Source organism: Lachnoanaerobaculum sp. ICM7, assembly GCF_000287675.1.
Classification (GTDB): domain Bacteria; phylum Bacillota; class Clostridia; order Lachnospirales; family Lachnospiraceae; genus Lachnoanaerobaculum.
This window is the reverse complement of the sequence record NZ_ALJL01000030.1, coordinates 72,813-92,343: the sequence shown is the minus strand read 5'-3', so window position 1 is coordinate 92,343 and position 19,531 is coordinate 72,813. Positions and strand designations below refer to the sequence as shown.

General features: G+C 34.7%; 22 protein-coding genes and 1 pseudogene. All 23 read right to left on the bottom strand.

From position 1 onward, the window contains the following. Positions 1–110: 110 nt before the first annotated feature. Entirely contained in the window at positions 111–965 is an 855-nt protein-coding gene (locus HMPREF1140_RS10965) for a nitroreductase family protein (RefSeq protein ID WP_009663882.1), read from the bottom strand. Between the two features lie 9 nt (positions 966–974). Continuing rightward, positions 975–1,973 (bottom strand): NADP-dependent oxidoreductase, encoded by a 999-nt coding sequence (locus HMPREF1140_RS10960; RefSeq protein ID WP_009663867.1) that lies wholly within the window; start codon positions 1,971–1,973, stop codon positions 975–977. Positions 1,974–1,982: 9 nt separating this feature from the next. Then, complete coding sequence (locus HMPREF1140_RS10955) at positions 1,983–2,408, bottom strand: Rrf2 family transcriptional regulator (protein ID WP_009663869.1); 426 nt, start codon at positions 2,406–2,408, stop codon at positions 1,983–1,985. A gap of 185 nt (positions 2,409–2,593) precedes the next feature. Beyond that, entirely contained in the window at positions 2,594–3,208 is a 615-nt protein-coding gene (locus HMPREF1140_RS10950) for a PepSY domain-containing protein (RefSeq protein WP_009663888.1), read from the bottom strand. Positions 3,209–3,722: 514 nt separating this feature from the next. Continuing rightward, entirely contained in the window at positions 3,723–4,217 is a 495-nt protein-coding gene (locus tag HMPREF1140_RS10945; RefSeq protein WP_334290626.1) for a type IV toxin-antitoxin system AbiEi family antitoxin domain-containing protein, read from the bottom strand. Between the two features lie 373 nt (positions 4,218–4,590). After that, entirely contained in the window at positions 4,591–5,109 is a 519-nt protein-coding gene (locus tag HMPREF1140_RS10940; protein WP_009663830.1) for a hypothetical protein, read from the bottom strand. Positions 5,110–5,254: 145 nt separating this feature from the next. After that, complete coding sequence (locus tag HMPREF1140_RS13085) at positions 5,255–6,475, bottom strand: hypothetical protein (protein ID WP_009663845.1); 1,221 nt, start codon at positions 6,473–6,475, stop codon at positions 5,255–5,257. Between the two features lie 237 nt (positions 6,476–6,712). Next, positions 6,713–7,801, bottom strand: coding sequence for a Fic family protein (locus HMPREF1140_RS10930; RefSeq protein WP_009663937.1), 1,089 nt, complete (start codon positions 7,799–7,801; stop codon positions 6,713–6,715). 159 nt (positions 7,802–7,960) lie between these two features. After that, on the bottom strand, positions 7,961–8,155 hold the full coding sequence (locus HMPREF1140_RS10925) for a hypothetical protein (protein WP_009663832.1): 195 nt from the start codon (positions 8,153–8,155) through the stop codon (positions 7,961–7,963). 441 nt (positions 8,156–8,596) lie between these two features. Beyond that, positions 8,597–8,887, bottom strand: coding sequence for a hypothetical protein (locus HMPREF1140_RS10920; protein ID WP_035620435.1), 291 nt, complete (start codon positions 8,885–8,887; stop codon positions 8,597–8,599). Between the two features lies 1 nt (position 8,888). Continuing rightward, positions 8,889–9,038 carry a hypothetical protein gene (locus HMPREF1140_RS13320; RefSeq protein ID WP_198007475.1) on the bottom strand — a complete coding sequence of 50 codons (150 nt, stop codon included), beginning with the start codon at positions 9,036–9,038 and terminating at the stop codon, positions 8,889–8,891. Between the two features lie 172 nt (positions 9,039–9,210). Continuing rightward, positions 9,211–9,945: pseudogene (locus tag HMPREF1140_RS14175) on the bottom strand (Fic family protein); the annotation flags it as partial. A 51-nt stretch (positions 9,946–9,996) separates the two neighbouring features. Further along, entirely contained in the window at positions 9,997–10,326 is a 330-nt protein-coding gene (locus HMPREF1140_RS10910) for a type II toxin-antitoxin system RelE/ParE family toxin (protein WP_035620433.1), read from the bottom strand. After that, complete coding sequence (locus tag HMPREF1140_RS10905; protein WP_009663880.1) at positions 10,323–10,628, bottom strand: type II toxin-antitoxin system RelB/DinJ family antitoxin; 306 nt, start codon at positions 10,626–10,628, stop codon at positions 10,323–10,325. Before HMPREF1140_RS10905 ends, HMPREF1140_RS10910 begins: the two co-directional genes overlap by 4 nt. A 325-nt stretch (positions 10,629–10,953) precedes the next feature. Then, positions 10,954–11,784: a hypothetical protein gene (locus HMPREF1140_RS13595; protein ID WP_009663939.1), complete on the bottom strand. Its 831-nt coding sequence runs from the start codon at positions 11,782–11,784 to the stop codon at positions 10,954–10,956. After that, positions 11,784–12,209, bottom strand: a complete 426-nt coding sequence (locus HMPREF1140_RS13590; RefSeq protein ID WP_198007474.1) for a hypothetical protein — start codon at positions 12,207–12,209, stop codon at positions 11,784–11,786. The genes HMPREF1140_RS13595 and HMPREF1140_RS13590 overlap by 1 nt, the downstream gene beginning before the upstream one ends. Before the next feature lie 79 nt (positions 12,210–12,288). After that, positions 12,289–13,692, bottom strand: a complete 1,404-nt coding sequence (gene rlmD, locus HMPREF1140_RS10895; RefSeq protein ID WP_009663916.1) for a 23S rRNA (uracil(1939)-C(5))-methyltransferase RlmD — start codon at positions 13,690–13,692, stop codon at positions 12,289–12,291. Between the two features lie 63 nt (positions 13,693–13,755). After that, the gene (locus HMPREF1140_RS10890) at positions 13,756–14,703 is read right to left on the bottom strand and encodes a 3'-5' exoribonuclease YhaM family protein (RefSeq protein ID WP_009663897.1); all 948 of its coding nucleotides are present in this window, start codon (positions 14,701–14,703) and stop codon (positions 13,756–13,758) included. Positions 14,704–14,714: 11 nt separating this feature from the next. Next, the gene (locus HMPREF1140_RS10885) at positions 14,715–15,974 is read right to left on the bottom strand and encodes a S1C family serine protease (protein WP_009663859.1); all 1,260 of its coding nucleotides are present in this window, start codon (positions 15,972–15,974) and stop codon (positions 14,715–14,717) included. A 153-nt stretch (positions 15,975–16,127) separates the two neighbouring features. Continuing rightward, a complete protein-coding gene (locus HMPREF1140_RS10880) occupies positions 16,128–17,231 on the bottom strand; it encodes an AI-2E family transporter (protein WP_009663856.1) in 1,104 nt (367 codons plus the stop codon). Positions 17,232–17,235: 4 nt separating this feature from the next. Further along, the gene (locus HMPREF1140_RS10875) at positions 17,236–18,231 is read right to left on the bottom strand and encodes a hypothetical protein (RefSeq protein WP_009663928.1); all 996 of its coding nucleotides are present in this window, start codon (positions 18,229–18,231) and stop codon (positions 17,236–17,238) included. Between the two features lie 2 nt (positions 18,232–18,233). Further along, positions 18,234–18,779 (bottom strand): ATP-binding cassette domain-containing protein, encoded by a 546-nt coding sequence (locus HMPREF1140_RS10870; RefSeq protein ID WP_009663881.1) that lies wholly within the window; start codon positions 18,777–18,779, stop codon positions 18,234–18,236. Next, entirely contained in the window at positions 18,779–19,531 is a 753-nt protein-coding gene (locus tag HMPREF1140_RS10865; RefSeq protein ID WP_009663841.1) for an ABC transporter permease, read from the bottom strand. The genes HMPREF1140_RS10870 and HMPREF1140_RS10865 overlap by 1 nt, the downstream gene beginning before the upstream one ends.

The window sequence follows — 19,531 nt, the reverse complement described above, 5'->3', positions numbered from 1 at the left end:
ACTTCAAACAAACTTCAATTTGCTTTGAAGTAACTTAAACTCTTATAGACTTGATATTGTACAATAAGAAAATCTCGGAATTAAACCGAGACTTTTTCAAATATATTGTTTTATTTAGCTACATAAGATATTACATAATGCATATTTTCAGGTGTTGTAAATTTGATATCTTCTATTTCAAATTTCCCGGTTAATCCGTCTGCCATAGCTGTTTGATGGAAATGTGATAAAGCTATACCCAGATCCAGATGTTTTATCTTTCTCATATCTTCATTTATATTGTTCTTATAATCGCAAAAGAAGTGGAATTTGTTTCCTTCCTTTACTACAGCCCAAGGTTGAGCATTTGTAGAGCTTGGTGCCAATCTTAGCATTTCAAGTGACTGTTCATATGTTCCTGCATCATCCTTTGATAAAGAATGTTCAAAATCATTTAAGAAAAAGATTTTCTCCCAAGACTTTCTGTTTTTCGAACCAAGCCCTACTCTTGTAAGTTTTTCTACAAGTGATTTCTTTTCGGAAGGATATCCTATCGGGCTGATGCATGGAAACAGATCATCTGAAGAAATTTCCATTGCCTTTTCAAAGTTCTTTCTGCTGAAAGTCGCGGCAAGCCAGACTGTTCCAAGCCCCATCTGTGTAGCATTCAGTACCAAATTTTCAAATTGATATCCTACCGCCTCCATAGCAAATGGTTCATCTTTAACCGTTATAGCAAGGTAATCTTTGGCTCCTTTAATAGTTCCATAAGTACCGAGCTGAACACCTTCAGCACCGGAATCCTTGCTGATATATTGTACTCTGACATTGACATCAAAAGGATTGGTTAACCCACTATTTATCTCCAAAATTCTGTTCTTGTCGTCTTCACTCAATGACTTATCTTCAAAACTTCTTGTACTTACACGCTTTTTCACAGCTTCCTTTACATCTACATTTAATTTATCCACTTCTTTAAATTGCATCTTATCTCCTTACATAGTAATAACTGTTTTACCATTGGAACGACCATTTGCCACCTTATCTAATGCCGAGTTCACCTCTTCCAAAGTATATACTGTATCTATAGACGGCTTTATCTTTAACTTTTCAAATAAGTCAGCTACTTCCTGTAACTGTTTTCCGCTTGATTCAACAAAAATGAAGTCATAGGAAATCCCGTATTTTCCTGCCAGTTTATCAAACTTACTTCCCGCAAAGCCAAGAATTATCTGCTTCCACATTGGGAGTCTCATTCTCTTAGCGAAAGCTCCATTTGGCATTGCTCTAAGAGAAACCATTTTTCCACCTTTTTTTAGAATCTGCATCTGTTTCTCGGTTTCATTTCCACCAAGAGTATCCAGTACATAATCAATATTTGATAAAGACTTACTGTAGTCTTCTGTTTTATAATCAATAAACCTGCTTGCACCAAGTTCTAAAACTCTGTCTTTATTTTCTGCACTTCCGTTTGTAATAACCTCAAGTCCCTTTGCCTTAGCTATAGGAATAGCCATTGCTCCCACACTTCCTGTACCTCCTGAAATAAAGATAGTTTTTCCTTTTTCCGCTTTCATAAGCTCCAATACTTGCATTATAGTAAGTGCTGTCAATGGTACTGCCGCCGCCTCTACATCTGAAAGATAATTCGGTACCTTTGCAATTGCATTCTCATTTACAGCCACATATTCTGCAAATGCTCCAATTTTATCAAGTGGCAGTCTTGCAAAAACACGATCATTAACTTTGAATTTAGATACATTTGCTCCCACTTTTTCAACTACTCCCACAAATTCATTACCTGCAACTGTAGGTAGTTTATATGGAACTATCATTTTTACTTCTCCACGAGAAATCATATTGTCAAGCGGATTTACACCTGCCGCAGATACTCTTACAAGTACATCTCTCTCTCCTATAACCGGTATATCTAAACTAACCATTTTTACTGAAATATTATTTTTATTATATTGTTCTACCTGTGCCGCTCTCATTTTTCACCTCTACTTATTCTTCTTATTATAATTCTCATACATATCTTCAATTAATGCCTTGAGTGTTTTGTTCTTTAAATTTAAAAGTAACTGTTTCTCTGAATCTTCAAATATTGGAAGTAAAGCTTCCTTGATATTTGCTCCAACAGGACATTCTTTATTTGCTGTATCATGAATATGCAACAGATCTTTCTCCGGATAAACTGCTAAATATACTATGTCTAATGTAAGCTTATCTGATTTTACTTTTAAGCTCATTCCCTTTTTTCCCTGCTGACTCTCTATAATGTTCGCATCCTTTAGTAATGTAATTATTTTCCTGATGTGACTGGCATTTGTTCCCACACTCTTTGCCAAAAGCTCTGAGGTAACAACATTTTCAGTCTCCTCTATATATACCAATATATGTAATGCTATTGAAAATTTAGTATCCATACCTTTTCCTTTCTTAAGTTTACTTTGAGTAGTATAACTTGTACTTGTATCTGAGTCAAGTACAAGTTTAATATATTTTTATTTCTCAATTATTTTTAATAACTACATCCTTTCAATATAAAAAATCCCCCGGACTTTAGATGTTTTATCTAAAATCCGGAGGACTTTGTTAATCTATATCATTATTAATCATCTATCTCTACACTGCTTGAGATTATTGCTCCGTTTGAAACATTTATATCATATTCATATTCCAAGTTTTCGACTTTGAACTCGATATCATAAACTTTAACACCGTTTTCATAATCAAGTTTAGCCTTTTTAAATTTTGCCGAGCCCACTCCTGCGTGTGAAAGTGCTATCTGCTTTGCTTTTTCTACCGAAATCTCTGAAGTTTGAGTATTAGCAGCTGCTGTGCTTGGCTGTGTAGGTATCACATAGTTCTCAATATCCCTATCAGCTGATAATATAGCTCCGCTCACTGCATCTATCTCATAATCATATTCTACATTTCCGCTGTAAAAATCAACATCGTACTCATATCTGTTATTATCCTCAAGCTCAAGCTCTACTTTAACAAAAGTTACGTCCTTTTCCGCCAATTTTGCGTGTGCAAGCGCAATTCTTTTAGCCTCATCAGCTGTTATTTTCTTTGCTGCTTTATATGATTTGGATACTTTTGACTTAGCAACAAAGCTGCTTCCATAATATGGAACTCCTGTCATTCCTGCTGCAAATAACATGCAAGTTACTGTTACCGCACCTATAAAACCTTTACTTAATTTATTAAACTTTTTCATATTTTCAATCCTTTCCGTGTACAGTGAAAATAATTTTACCAATCTGTTAATACAAGCGTTTTTTCAAAAGGTCATGAGTTCTTAATAGATTTATCATCCACCGTCGACGTTTATATGGATAATACTGTCTTTTTTAAGTTCTCTTATTTACCCTTTCACTATATTAATGCACGAGGACTTCATTTTATTGCATGGTTTTAAAATTTTTTTATTTTTTTAATATTATAGCTTTTATTAAACTATAACTGTAACGAAGGTTTAATCAGGTAAGCTCTTCTCCTTAGAAAACGGGCTTAAACCATACCCCTGTTCTAAACTCATCATATAAGACACTGTCAAGAATTTTTTTAATCTCTACAGAATCAAGCCTTACCCCTTTAGCATAAAATTTTCTTGATATTTACTCTTTGACAATATTTTTAGAAATTCATCGAAAAAAAACTTACTTAACACCAGATTATAATTCAGACCAAGCGACTTTGCTTTATTTCTCAGCTTACTTGTAATACTGTCTTTATTCATATGCAAGTACCTCCAAAATACTCTCAATACGTTCTGATATCCCAAATATATTTGCGTAATCTCTAAGCCTCCATATATCTTTCAAGCTGTTTTTAAGATAAAATTTCCAAGCTTTAGAAAATATCTCCGAATCCTGCCTTTTCCTATCTCTGACTATATCACAAATAGTTCTCTCCATATCATATACCTTAACAGGATTTCCCATATCTGTATATTTTTCTACAACACCGAGTTTATGCCACTCCTTTTTTACTTGATGTACATTAACCATCCCCTTAAATCTCCATGGATTATACCCCTGATATACTGTAACTTCATTTATGTATGGAAGTCTTTCAGTTAATCCATGTATGTATAGCGCAGTTTGATAGGAGTATATACATACTTTATTTTGGAGTTGAAAGAAGTACATTTCATCATAGTTGTCAAAGCCGCTATCAAAATAAATTCCTCTGCCAATTCTCTCAAGTTCTCCCTTTCTAACCATATCTGTAAGATACCATGAGTCAATACCGTATTTATCAGCTTCCTTCGCAGTAATTATACCATTGTTTTTTTCTACAATTTTTTTATATTATCTGTATTCATAGCTTTACTTCCTTTTGTGCTTTATTATATAATAAATGCAGCACAAAAGAAAGTAAAATAAAAAATTTCAAAGTGCCATTTTGGCACTTTGAAATCGGATCATTGGCACTTTGAATGGCACTTTGGGCATTGAAATCAATGTATATATCAATTTTTTTATTCATGTTTGGTAGCTATTAATAATCATTGAAATATCTTATCTCCAAGTATTACCATATTTACTAACTGCCCATCATACACTTTATAAAGAATTACCTATTCGATATACTTTACTATTTCATCACATATGGAATATCTCGTTTATTCAAATCATCTATCAATTTTTTCAGTAAGACACTATTATCTCCACGAATAAAACCACCAATACCCAGTCGGAATTTATGTTTTAACATCTTATTTTTAATTTTGATTGAAATTACAAAGTATTCGATTCGATATACATGTCGTACTATTTTCATATATTCTATCTTCTCTATGGGAATTGGTAAAAATTTGGAATGTATATAAAGTATATCTCTATGAAAATAATAACAATTTGCTCCAAACTCCTTATATTTCAAGTAAAACCTCAAGCTCGCTGTTGTTACATAAACAAAATAAATATAAGCCATTACAATCAATGGCTCTAATATATAGACCATAAAGTTATATATGAATTTTTCTCCCCTGTAGAAAAATGTTTCTCCGGATGTTATATCCCATTGAAATACATAAAATATGGTCGGCAAAGTTATAATCATCATAAATGTTACATATAAAGCAACTATCAATCTTCTTTTTATAAGCTTCACTCTATCCTCCAAAGTGGTAACTTCTGATTTTCGTTTACTGATGGCTGAGGTCTTACTTTATCCTAAATGTTCTTTCAAATATTTCTTGGCACCCCCGAATAAAATGAGTTCTGCCGTATGCTCATTGTAAAAATCTCATCATTACTTACATCTCCCAATATTTATGGTCATTTCCAAAAGAACCTTTATCCATTGCTTCAAAACCAAGCCTTTCACAATACTCTCTATATAAAACTTCAAGTTCTATATTAGGAAGAGGTTCACCTTTTTTTAATACATAGCTAATTACAGGATTAGTTTCTCTACCATCTCTCCAACGATTATTCATATGTTTTAATCTGGAATTATTTTTATAACCTACAAATCTACTTGGATAAAACTTATAGTCCCCATTAGTCTTTATTGCTACAAAACAAATTCCACGCTTAATCAAATCCAAAGCATATGAATATTCCGGATCTCTCCTTGATTCAATATATTCATCCAATACTTTACAATTAACAAGCAAATCATCTTTACTTGTAATAACCGGCATACCGTCTAAATTTGCGTACATAACGGTAATACTCTTCAAAAAACTATTCTTATCAAATACATCTTTAAGCAAGCAACAGGCTAACTTATTATCTAGGCTAAACAAATATCCTTTATTTTTATCTGTTTTTGTATTTAATTCAGCATATTTTTTTATAATATTATCATTATACTTAACCGGATTTTTTAAAACATGATACTCACAATCTATTTTTAGATTACTGCTATCATCACCAACTATACTCTCAACGGAATGATCTGTATGTACACTTTTAAAGCATTTATCTTTTACAATACTAATAGCTCTTACATATCCTTTGACACAATGAAAAACAATGTCTCCTGAAATCACATCAAACAACGGATCTCTATAGTGAACTGTACAATCATCTTTTTTAATTCCCTTTATGCATATAAACTGACCTTTGCACTCTTCTTCATAGTATTCATCTTGAAAAAATAAATACTTAAGTGACTTACCCCTTGTCTTTTTTATTACGTATTTACGTTTAACATTAATGGACTTACCGGCTTTTGTTTTATTTTTCTTTTCTTGCCGTATATTCTGTTGTTGCCGCTCTTCTTTGGCTTTTTGTACTTCCTCTTCAGCCTTCTTTTTTGCTTCTACATCTATTGCCATGGCTAAGTCGGCATTAACGGCATCTGCTATTTTGTTTTCTTCCGGGCTTAAATACTTTTCGAAAGCACTTGGATATGCAAATCTTGCTGTTTTAGAAGGAAACTTAATAGTTATATAGTTTTCCTCAACATAAATAACTTCTCCTATTCCTAGTGTTTTATGCCTTATTTTTTCACCTAATAAATTTACCATTTCATACTCCTCCTATATTATATTTTCTCTGAATAACACCCTCTCAATCTCATCAGTTCACTGCACCCATTTCAATACTCTCTCCTAGAAAACTGAGATAGTACCTATACCGCAATACACAAGTTCTCTATGAGCTTATCACTATGTGGCAGATTTATAACATCCGGTGTCTTTTGTCTATCTTCTTTTGAAAAATCAATCCATCCTAATTGCATACTCTTCCTTTTTGAATGCATATTATGCTTCTATAAGTATCTTCCACTTACCGTTTCGTTTTCCATTCTCGCGAGCAATTAAACCTTTTTCCTGCATTTCCACTGTACATCTCTTAATCGTTCTCTCCGACTTCCCTACAAGCTCCGATATCTGTTTTTGAGTTAATGCCGAATTAGTCTTTAAAGCATTTATAATAGCTAATTCTTCCAAAGATATTTCCAAAGTGCCATTTTGGCACTTTGGAACTGAATTATTGGCACTTTGAATGGCATTTTGGCCATCAAAATCAATATGCATGTATCTATTTTTTAAATCATGCTTCGCATCCATTAAAAGATTTTCAAAGAATAATTCAAGAAATTCAATTGTAGCATGAATACCTGCTCTCATATTATTATAATTTGCTCGCACTAGAGCATTTCTGAAATACCATGAATTTTGGGCAAATGTATCGTTACTTATGGCAAAACCGAATGTCTTTAAGTATTTTATAATAAATACTGCAGTTGATCTTGTATTTCCTTCTCCAAACGGATGGATTTGCCATATACCTGATGTGAATTTTGCAAAATGTCTAATAGCCTCATGTATATTCAGTCCCTTATAGGAGAAGTTCTTCTCCTGCGAAAAGTCGTAATCAAGTGTAGCCCCAATACTGTCAAACGATGCATACAGTACTGTATCTCCCTTAAGCACCCACTCATTTTTTGTAATATTGTAATCTCTTATTCTTCCGGCATAATGAAGTACACCTTCAAATAATTTACGATGAATATTTTGTAATTCTACCGGTGAAAATTGAAAGGTCTTCTCTCCAAGTAATTTTGCGATTCTTACAGATACAATATCCGCTTCTTTAGTATCTGCTTCCACACCATCCCTGTCTTTTCTCTCTTTATAGTAACTGCTAATAAGCCTATCTGCTTCAGAAATACTGATCTTACCTTCAATATGATCTTTTGCAGTTTCAATCAAATACTTTGATGGCTTAAGTCCGTCAACATCCTGAAGCCCGATAGCAGTTTTCCATGCATTACTCTTTTCAACCTTATCCGGTTCACCTTGGCGTATGTATTCGTTTAGCTCAAGATCCCAACTGTTGTATGACAAACAACTCACCCCCTCTTTTACTACGTACTTTAATTATATTATGTTAAACAAATCTGTGAATAACTTTCTAATCCAATTTGTTGTTATCTTGCACGTACATGAACCATTTAAAACTTTAAGATTATGTGCTTTGCTGTAACTTAATTCTTTATATGATTTTTATTCATCCTCTAAAACAGATTTCTCCTTGGTCCCGTCCGGCAAAATATAGTAACCATCCTGAATTTCATTTATACCGCCACCAAAAGACCAACCCTTGGATTCAACAAATTGAATAAATGCATCAAAAAATTCGTCCTCTGTTATTTCCGCTTGAACTTCTATACAACCATTTATTTCAAACTCTTTTCTCATAAATCTCCTTCGCAATTAACTTTTCAGTAGTATTTACAGGCGATGCAATACTTAGTATATGCATACTTAAGGTTCAGTACTTACAAAACGAAATATATATATTATACTTACAAACCCAAATATCTATAAATCCGCAATGTCCATCACCTTTATTCCATTCTCCTGCAAATACACATGTCTATGAATAAGCTTACCCGGAAAAGATCCGTCATATATTGTATTCACTCCACTGAAGTACCGTCTTTATAACTTAGCTTTGATATAATCAACTAACTTTTTACTATAATTATTTCCCCATTATATTTGCAGTTCTCTCCAAGTAAACAATCACTGACTGCTATTCTCATTTTCAAAATCTTTCATAGCATTTTTACTGTAAAATAAATTCATTTTGTATATTAAAATAGTTATTATATTACAATTACCAAATCAACAAAAATTCTACTTAAAATCACTTTCAAAAATTGCAATAGATGGATAATGATCTAATTCTTCCAGTTCAGTATCCAATGGAACACTGTACACCATAAAATATCTTTCAGGATATTTTTCTTCAAATTCTTCCATTTTTTTACTGACAAGTTCTTTGTTTTCAGACACAAACATAACAGAAACTACACCCACTTTTTCTCCACCATTCTCACTCTTATCATTCTCAACATATCCCGATAAAATCATTTTTAGAGAATCCTTACCATTTAAGCCTAATTGAACTAATTTTTCATCTGTCATTTTATTCCCTTTCCCATTCACTGAGACCATCTTTATTCTTACCTTCTGACAACATAAGATTATACCTTACTCTGGCATATATTAATTTGTTGAAGTCACATGCAAGTTTCATCATATCTGTCGTTTCGCTATCAACTTTATCTGACAGCACATATCTTAAAGACTCAAAACTGTCCTATTCATCAAGGATAATCTTATTTTAAGTATATCCTCTACGAATTTTATAGCAGATTTTTGATTTTCAATCTTTAGTGCATATTATACTTCTATAAGTATCTTCCACTTACCGTTTCATTTTCCATTTTCACGAGCAATTAAACCTTATTGACACTTTGAACATTGAAATCAATATGCATATATCTATTTTTTAAATTGTGCTTCGCATCCATTTTGTGGCATGAATACCTGCTCTCAGATTATTATAATTCGCTCGAACTAAGGCGCTTCTGAAATACCATGAACTTTTGGTAAACGTATTGTTACTTATGGTAAAGCCGAATATCTTTAAATATTTAATAATAAATACTGCGGTTGATCTTTTATTTCCTTCTCCAAACGGATGAATTTGCCATATACCTGATGTAAATTTAGCAAAATGTCTAATAGCCTCATGTATGTTCAGTCCTTTATAGGAGAAGTTCTTCTCCTGCGAAAAGTCGTAATCAAGTGTAGCCCTAATACTGTCAAACGATGCATACAGTACTGTATCTCCCTTAAGTACCCACTCATTTTTTGTAATATTGTAATCTCTTATTCTTCCGGCATAATTAAGTACACCTTCAAATAATTTACGATGAATATTTTGTAGTTCTACCGGTGAAAATTGGAAGGTCTTTTCTTTCTTTATAATAACTAACAATAAGCCTGTCTGCTTCAGAAATACTGATTTTACCTTCACTATGATCTTTTGCAGTTTCAATCAAATATTTTGAGGGCTTAAGTCCATCTACATACTGAAGCCCGATAGCAGTTTTCCATGCATTACTCTTTTCAACCTTATCCGGTTCACCTTGGCGTATATATTCATTTAGTTCAAGATTCCAACTATTGTATGACAAACATATCACCGCCTATTTTATGACTACCATTTCCCTACAGCTCCATTCTTATTAATCATTTGAATTTATGATTCCTTCGATGTCACGACAACCATAGATAATACGAGCCACCGTAACTGTCATCTCTTCGTCATCGACCAGATAGTAGACGATGAAGTTATCTACAGGCAACTGATGCATTTTCATAGAATGCCACGGCTCCCAATCAACTAACGTATAGCGAGCCGGCATGAAATCCAAGGAACGGACTTCTTTTTGGATACGTCCCACCTGAGCGACGGCTGTTTCCGGAAATAGAAGCTCATTTGCAATATAAGCATAGATTTCTCGTAGGTCATCAAGTGCATCTACAGAATATCCGACCTTATAGGCTTCCGTCATATACCAAACTCCTTTGCAAGTGCCTCATCAACTTCATCAGCAGAATATACTCTTCCTGCCTTGATAGAATCGACACCCTTCCGGAGCTCTGCATCAAGCTGTTCTCCGGTCATTGCACCAACAGCTAACGGTTTGGAAGCAGGAAGACGCAAATCAAATGGCATCCCCTTCTTCAGTACAATCTGGCTATAGAGCATCTGAATTGCACTTGATGGCGAAATGCCAAGTTGAGAAAGAATCTCTTCCGCACTATCCTTAAGATTGGTATCTATTCTTGCATAAACAGCGGATGTATTTGCCATAGTATCACCTCCTTTTTACTATATTATATCAGTTTTTTGCTTGCGATTGCAAGCATTTGCAAAATATATTCTATGAAGAAACCTTGAATTTTATACGTCTAACAAGGCCGAAAGGACTTTTTATGGGATTTTTATCAGGATTAAATTTCTCAGCAGATATCCCATCTCACCAAGTTTGATGAATCACCGGTGCTAAGCAGATAATCATCCGGGATAACAGCATCACCGTTGAACTGAAATCTGATGTCAGCACAGACGTTGATGCATAGCTCCATAGACGCACAAAACCCTCCTGACCATTGATGGCCGGGAGGGTTCTTTTACTTTATTCTGCTTTCGTTTCCGGCAAATAATATATTTTTCCATCCTTAGCAATAAGCTGCACATCCTCTAAATACAGCTCTGATTTGTCAATTGATAGTGTGCTCTCTTTGGAAGTCTGCGTACGAATCATGTTTGCCGTACTCTTTTCAATAGAACGATAATTTAAATCTTTATAAAATACCCCCGGAAGGAAATGAATCACTCTGTCAAATCCTGCTCGTTTTCTTCTAACTTCATCAGTATCTATTTTCAATCTCTCAGTTGTTCCTTCATGCCATGCAGCCAGCATGCTTTGTGTGTCTTGAACCTGCTTTGTATATGTTGAAAGAATCGCAATACATTGTTCTCTCGATACAGCTCCAAGATGTAACGTATACCTCAAATCCGCTATCCTGTACAAAACATCCAGCAATGACTTTTGATACATAAACCAATTCTGAGCATTACCGACGACTTTTTCATACTCTTCATAATCAAGGTTTGTTTTCTTTGCAAAACCGGCTAAAGTTAAATTGGCTTGTCCCAACAATTGAGTACATTCTTCCTCAAGACTGTCTAACTGATTTATCTTAGATATTCTGAGTTCATTATTTTCTAAAATTTCTGTCCGGAAATCGGCAATCTTCTTTACATGAGCTACGAGAGAAAATACACGACTTCTATACTCATTGTCTTGGAAATTCTGTATCTCTGAAATCCCATCACTAATGGCACCTAGTTCTGCGTTTATTTGAGTCATGTAATACTGACCAACAACCATCGATGCAACTCCCATAGCAGCTGCGACGGTGTTTGCTACCACTGCAGTTCCTTTTTGCGCTTCAACCGCCACTAAATTGGCATGTCCCTGAATTCCTTCTGCTCCACGATAAACCCTCGAACTGCGCCTTCCATAGCCTTTGAATCTGTTAATTTTGTACCTGCAGGAATAATAGCTCTATATAGAACACCTACATTTGCAGCTTCCACAGCCTGCGCTACATTATTGACTGCATTTCCTGCCTGCGCTAAACCGGGAACAAGATTGTTGACATGAGCAAGCAAATTGCTGTCTGTAATTTCAACAAGTGCATTCTTATCCTTGATGGTTTCTGCCGGAAGCATTTCCATCTCAATGACTAATTCTACCGGTGCATCATTAGAAACAGCTATTGCACGTTCCTCTCCGTCAGTTTTTACATCCTCGTTTTGATTTGCTTCTTTAGCATTCTTTTTTCGTTTAACTATGAATATACAGATTGCTACCACAGCTATCACGCATATTCCAATACCTATGTACTCCATTTTCAGTACCTCCTATCATTTTCTATAATAGGCCTTGTAAATTTTGCGAATACTATACCGCTTTATCTTTTCTTGACAGCAAGCACACACTCTCCGTATGATAGCTCCTAGAAAACTGATCCACCACCGTAAGTTTCTTTAGCTCATATTCTTTCTCGCACAGCATCTTTAAATCCCTTGCCAGTGTGGAAGAATCGCAGCTTACATATACTATTCTTTTTGGCAATAATTTTAACATTGTATCTATTGCAAGCTTATCAAGCCCCTTTCTTGGCGGGTCTACCACTATTACGTCTATATCTCTTATATTGCCGTTTTCATATTCGCCTGTGATTACTTCTTCCGCCTTGCCTACGAAGAACTTCACATTTTCTATATTGTTAAGCTTTGCATTCTCTCTTGCATTTTGTATGGCGGCGTCCACTATTTCCACGCCATAGACAAACTTTGCGGACTTTGCAAGGAAGAGTGAAATAGTACCTATACCGCAGTACATATCCCAAACTGTTTCTTTACCGGTCAGTGCAGCATACTCTAATGCCTTACTATATAGTTTTTTTGTCTGTACAGGATTTACCTGATAAAAGGACTGTGGCGATATTCTAAACTTCACATCCCCTATATAATCCTCTATATAGCCGTTGCCATAAAGAGTAACTGTTTTTTCTCCCAATATGACATTGGTATTCTTTTTATTTATATTGATAGAGACAGATTTTAAATCGCTTCCAAGTGCAGCACATAAGCTCTCTACAAGCTTATCACTATGTGGCAGATTGTTTTCATTTATAACTATGCATACCATCAGCTCACCCGTAGCAAAGCCTTTTCTTATAAGTACATGCCTTACTATGCCGCTTCCATCTTCCTCATTGTAGGCATCCACACTGTACTTCTCCATAAAGTCAAGAACTATCTGCAGTACAGTCTTATTTTCTTCTATACCGATAATGCAGTCATCAAACTCTACAATGCTGTGAGTTCTGCCTGCAAAATAGCCTGTAATGTTTTTACCGTTCTTTCTTCCGAAGGGAATTTGGGATTTATTTCTGTACCTTATCGGGTCTTCCATACCTATAATTTCTTCTATCTCTACACTTGAGAGGTCAAAACCTCCTATTCTTTTCAGATGATTTTCCACTTTGTTTTGCTTTAGTCTAAGCTCTGCTTTATAATCAAGGCTTTGTAATGTACATCCGCCACAGCTTCTTGCCACGGGGCATTTGGCCTGTATTCTGTCGGGACTTTCCTTAACTATACTGTCAAGTCTTGCATATCCGTAGCTTTTCTTCGTTTTCATAACCTTTGCTTTGACTTTATCTCCGATAACAGTATCTTTTATAAACCATGTGAAGGCATCGGTTTTTCCGATGCCTTCGCCATTTTCTCCAAAGTCTGTTATATCAACTGTTATCATTTCACCTTTTTTATAATTCAATGTATTATCAGTTTTCATATATCTCCATTACTAAACTTAGCAGACTGTTTTGATAATCAGTCTATATGTATCGACTTTATATTATACACTTGTCTTTCTATAATTGCTCTCAAGTAACTTATTGTAGCCAAGCCAGCCTGTAGCACCTTCCTGTCCCTGTGCCAACAGCTCTATAAAGGTCTCCATCTTTGCATCCGCATTGTCTGCCAGATTGAGAGCCAAAGCCTCTATAAGCGCAGGTTTTTTAGGTGAACCGTATTCAAGCTCTCCGTGATGTGCCAATATGCAATGTATCAGCTCATTTGAAAGCCTCTTCGGGAATCCCGGAATTTTATCAATTTGTGCTTTTAATATCTCAACACCTATTACTATATGTCCCACCAGCTGGCCTTCATCAGTATAATCATTTGCCGGGAATGCCGACAACTCTCTGGTCTTTCCTATATCATGACAGAGTGCGGATGTAATAAGAAGATCATGATTTAATGACTCATAATTATCACAAAAATATTCGCAAAGCTTGGCCACTCCCAGAGTATGCTCAAGTAATCCTCCAAGAAAACCGTGATGCACGGTCTTTGCTGCCGATGATGCTTTAAATGTAGATTGAAATTCAAGGTCCTCTATAAAAATAGCGGTCAAAAGCTTATTCAAGAAAGGATTCTTTACTGATTTTATCTTTTCTTTTAACTCTGCAAACATTTTTTCAATGTCTTTTTTAGATACCGGTACATAGTCTGATGCTGTATATTCCTTTGCATCAGCCTCTCTTATTCTTGCAACCTTCAGCTGCAATGTGTTGTTAAAAGATGTAACTTCAGCGTCAACCACTACAAAGGTCATAGCATCTACATCAGAGATACCGGGAGAATAAAGATCCCATATCTTTGCATCAATGCTTCCTGTCTTGTCTTGCAAACTGAGGCTGGCATATTCCTTACCTGTCTTGGATACTGCAATAGTTTTCGTTTTACACAGATAAACCTCTGAAATATGCATTCCTTCTTTTAAGCTTTCAATAAATTTCATTTTCTACCCTTCTAGCTCCTGGCACCAATAGTTGTCTCAAAATTCAATTCTGTAAATCCGTCTTTTCCTGAACGATTTACCTTGATATTTACTACTTGGTTTGGTTTTAGCTTTTCCATTATATTTTTAAACCCTGTTATGGAGTTTACTTCCTCATTACCGATCATGGAAATTATATCTCCGGATTGTATCCCTATATTATAGGCCGGTGAATCCGCCCTGACTTCTGAGACATAGATACCGCTTGGCATACCCTCAGGCGCTTTGTCCTTGTCTATATCAAGTGCACGAACTCCCAAGTATGCCGATCCTACACCATTTGTCATATTTTCAATCAGCACCTTCAAATCGGATATACCATATGCCATTGATATGGATGAGCTGTCATCCAGATTGGAGACTACACCTACCAGATTCCCTGATGTATCCAGCAAAAATGTTCCTACGCTGTCCAGATGTTTGTCACAGTATATTACTCTTCCGTATCCGTCAAAAAAGCTGGCATTCTTATCAATTACAGTTATATTTCCGATATCGATACTTCTTGATACTCCCACCGGACTGCCTACCGCCAATATAAAAGCACCTTTTTTCAGCTGATATGAATTACCAAGTACAACCGGTTCAATGTTTTTTATCTTTTCTTCCATTGAAGAGGTATCTACAGAGAGTATCATTAAATTTGTCAGCCCGTCACTTCCGATTACTGTAGCCTCTTGATTACTTCCATCAAAAAAAGCAACTTTTATTCCACTCTCTTTTTCCATATTTGGAGCCAAAACAATAAGGCTATCACCCGACTTTGCTATTATGATTCCCGAACAACTGCTTTCATTTTGCAATGTGTTGTTGAACCAGTCAGTGTCTGTGGTGACGGCACTTATTTTTACAATAGTATTATCTTTTTTTTCTGCAACCTTACTCAGGCTCTCATACATCTGCACCAAATTCTTTTCGTTCAAATCAATACTTTCTATAGCAGATGCAACTATGTCTTCTACCTGTTCTGAAGATTCCGCTTCCTCACTACTCTCAACTGTAGTTTCTTCCTTTGGAATCTCAATAGTGGTCTTTGTCTTTTTGCTTAGTATGTTTTTGTTTATAATATGTGATGTCAATGCCATACTTGGTCCTGCAACCATTCCAAAAACAATAGCAAGGCAAGCCGCTGAGACAGCCTTTTTATTACGGGCTTTTTTATCCTCTATAATCGTCTGTTTTATAAAAGGATTTTTCTCATCAGGCTCATGTTCTTTTTTTGTATTTGGCATAAAAACCCTCTGCTTTCAGGATGTATTACATAATACCTCGCTCTCCCTAAGAAAGATTATAATGGTTTAAGGTCGATTTATCAAGCAAATGTAATATAGATTTAACACAAAATACATATAAATATTATAGCTGAATCTATATAATTATAAGCTTTATAATCTCTTCTGTGTTTCTCTCTTTAGAATATAATAAAGTCCTGCCGCTACCGGTACTGCAACCAGTACACCGAATATTCCGCCAATACTTCCTCCAAGTGAAACCGCAACAATAACCCACATTCCGGGAAGTCCTACTGAGCTTCCTACAACTCTCGGATATATTATATTGTTTTCAAACTGCTGTACTAATGTGTGAACTATTATAAATATTATCATGCTCTGCACGGATTTTGTAAGTATCATCAATGCACCGATAAAGAGTCCTGCATATGCACCGATAACAGGTATAAGTGCAGTCACACCGACAAGGATAGCAATGGATGAGGCATATGGTAATCTTGCTATAGACATAACTATGTATAATAATACACCAAGTATTATCGCCTCTTTTACCTGACTTACAAAATACTTTTTAAAACTGTTATCAAAAACACTTATAATATCAATAATAAAGTCTCTTTTTGATGGAAGAAATGCTTTTAGCAGCTTATCTCCCTGTACTCTCAGCTTTTCCTTATCCACAAGTATATATATTGCAAAAACAATTGCCATAAATAAAGAAAATACCGTATTAAAAAATCCTGATATACCGCTTAATATTCCACTCAGTACATTTCCGACACCTGACATTACCTCTTTAATCAGCCTTGTCATATAGCCTGCTATGTCTATATTGTTGGTATCAATATTAAACATCTTTAAAATATTATTTATCCGCTCATTATTCCCGATATCAACTATTATCTGCTTTAAATCACTTGGATTAGTGTACATTATAGAAAACGATATTTTTACAAGCTGCGGAATAATTATTCCAAGAAGCAATGCTATCACAAGCATAAAGGTAAGAAAAGACAAAGTTATTGATATCATTCTTATAATTTTTTTGTTATGGAATTTTTTTAGGAGTAAAGCTTCATATGCATCCATAAGAATATTTATAATATATGCCATTATGGCTCCCACCACAAATGGTATCAATGCTTTGGTTATATTTTTTATATAGCCTTCAACAACATTAAAATATCTTACTATTCCATATATTAAAATAGTGCCTATCATAATATAGGCTATATACTTTTTCTTTATACCGTTCACAATATTACCCTTCTGTCATTTTGCAAAGCACTATCTTATCTACTTCATCACTTATAAAGACATTTTCATCAAAAATATCCATCACTCTAAACTTTGAGTATCCTCTTGGCAATGTGATATCTAGAAGTTCCAAATCTGAAAGTCTGAGTAATTTTTGCTTACCCTTCCATTCTCCTGTTTTAAAAATAGGGGATAAGATAAGATATTTCTTGTCCGCACTAAATTTACCTCTGACTCCATGTTTACCGGGTAGTTTTTCTAATCTTTCCTCTCCCCAGATTTTCTTTTTATAAACCCCGTCTTTAGTTATTTCCACATACCAATAATACTTAAAAGAACTAAGTCCGCATGGATTTACAGTATCAGCCTCCAAGAATACATATATAGCGTCATCCTTTATCATCATACTTCCAATTTGTGGATAGTTATATTTAAAATCCATCTTATAATACAGTCCGTCGGCCTCAGACAGTGAGTCAAAAAATTTTTTCATTGTATTTTCTGTTGTAAATATTGGTTGTAATATGTCTTCAAATTTTATTGTATTTTTGTCTTTATCATATTTAAAAAATGTAAAGCTGTTGGCAGCCATCGCCTCTACACTTACACGACAAATAACCGGAAAATTTTCATTCTCTCCCAAAGTTGATATCTCTGTTATATTTTCTGCAATACAAGGTTTTTCTATATTTATAGGAGTAAATGCTTCATCATATTCTCCCATTTTCCATGCCTCATTTTCACTGATTAAAATAATACCGTCATCTGTATTAAGCAAGAGTTTACTGCTTCTTTTATTTTCTGTATTAATCGGAATAAACTTATATTCATTATCCCTTAACCACAAAACACCATTATTCTCACCACAGTAAATAACAAACTCATCCTTCGCTCTAGCAAAATGATTCTTTGAATATATCGGTGCATACTTATATGATACCTCCGAAAGTTTTATATTCTCTACCTGCCACTCAGAAAGCTTTTCAAATTTTATTTCCATAGTTAAATCTCCACTATTCTATCTGCAAAGTCTCTTGCTTCATTTATATCATGTGTCACAAAGAGTACACTTCTTCCACAAGTATACTCTTTTATAACTGTCATTGCCACAGCTTTTGTCTTTTCGTCAAGCCCCTTTAGAGCCTCGTCAAATATATAAAGTTTCGCTGTTCTTGATAGGCATCTTGCCAGTGCCACTCTTCTTTTTTGGCCGCCACTCATAGTATTTACATATTTTTCACTCTCTATGCCAAGCTTATCTAAAATTTCTTTTGCAATTTCTTTATTACCGGTCATCAGGCATACATTTGAAATCGCACTAAAACTCTCACTTAGTCTGTCTTCTTGAAATACTGTAGATATTTCCTTTGTTATGTCCGTCTCACCGCAATCAGGTGCTTCAAAGCCCATTATAATATTTAATATAGTGGTCTTTCCCTTTCCGGACTTTCCCATAAGTGCAACATGTTCGCCATCAGCTATTTCCATAGTGAAGTCTCTTAAAACTTCTGTGCCGTCAAAGCTTTTATATATATTTTTTAAAAACATCAATACACCCTCTTTATCAATCCGAAAAATCTTTCCATAATAAATATTATCAATCTTTCAAAAATTGCACTGCACAGTATTACTATCAGCGTAATAGCAAATACCTTGGAAGTTTCAAGATAGATCTTGGCATCAAATAAGAAAAATCCCAAAGTATTTTTGGGTCTGCCTATCACCTCAGCCGCAATACCTGACTTAAAAGCAATTCCCATTGAAGCCACACTTGATGATATCAAAAATGACTCCAGCCCCGGTAAATATATGTATATAAATTTTGCCTTTTGACCAAGTTCATATATTTTAGCCATCTGCAACATCTTCACATCTACAGACTTTAATCCTTCCAGGGTATTGGCATAAAATATTGGCATTACCATAAAAAAACATACTAAAACCGAAAGTGCCTCACTTCCAAGCCATATAAGTATTATGATGACAAATGATGCTACCGGTACCGAGCGAATCACCATAATATATGGTGATATATAGATCTCAAACAGTTTAAATCTGTATGAGAGTCCTGCAAGGAATATTCCTACTCCTCCACCTGCTAAAAATCCCAAAATTATTTTAAATATACTTTTTCCAAGTCCCATCCAAAATACATTCTTCCCACCAAGTTCAAACAATGCTTTGACTACTTCTACAGGGGATGAAAGTAAAAATGACCTGTTTAAAATCATTGCTACTATTTGCCAAAACAGCAGTGCAAGAAGCACTGCTGTAATTTTATGTATTTTATTTTTATTCAT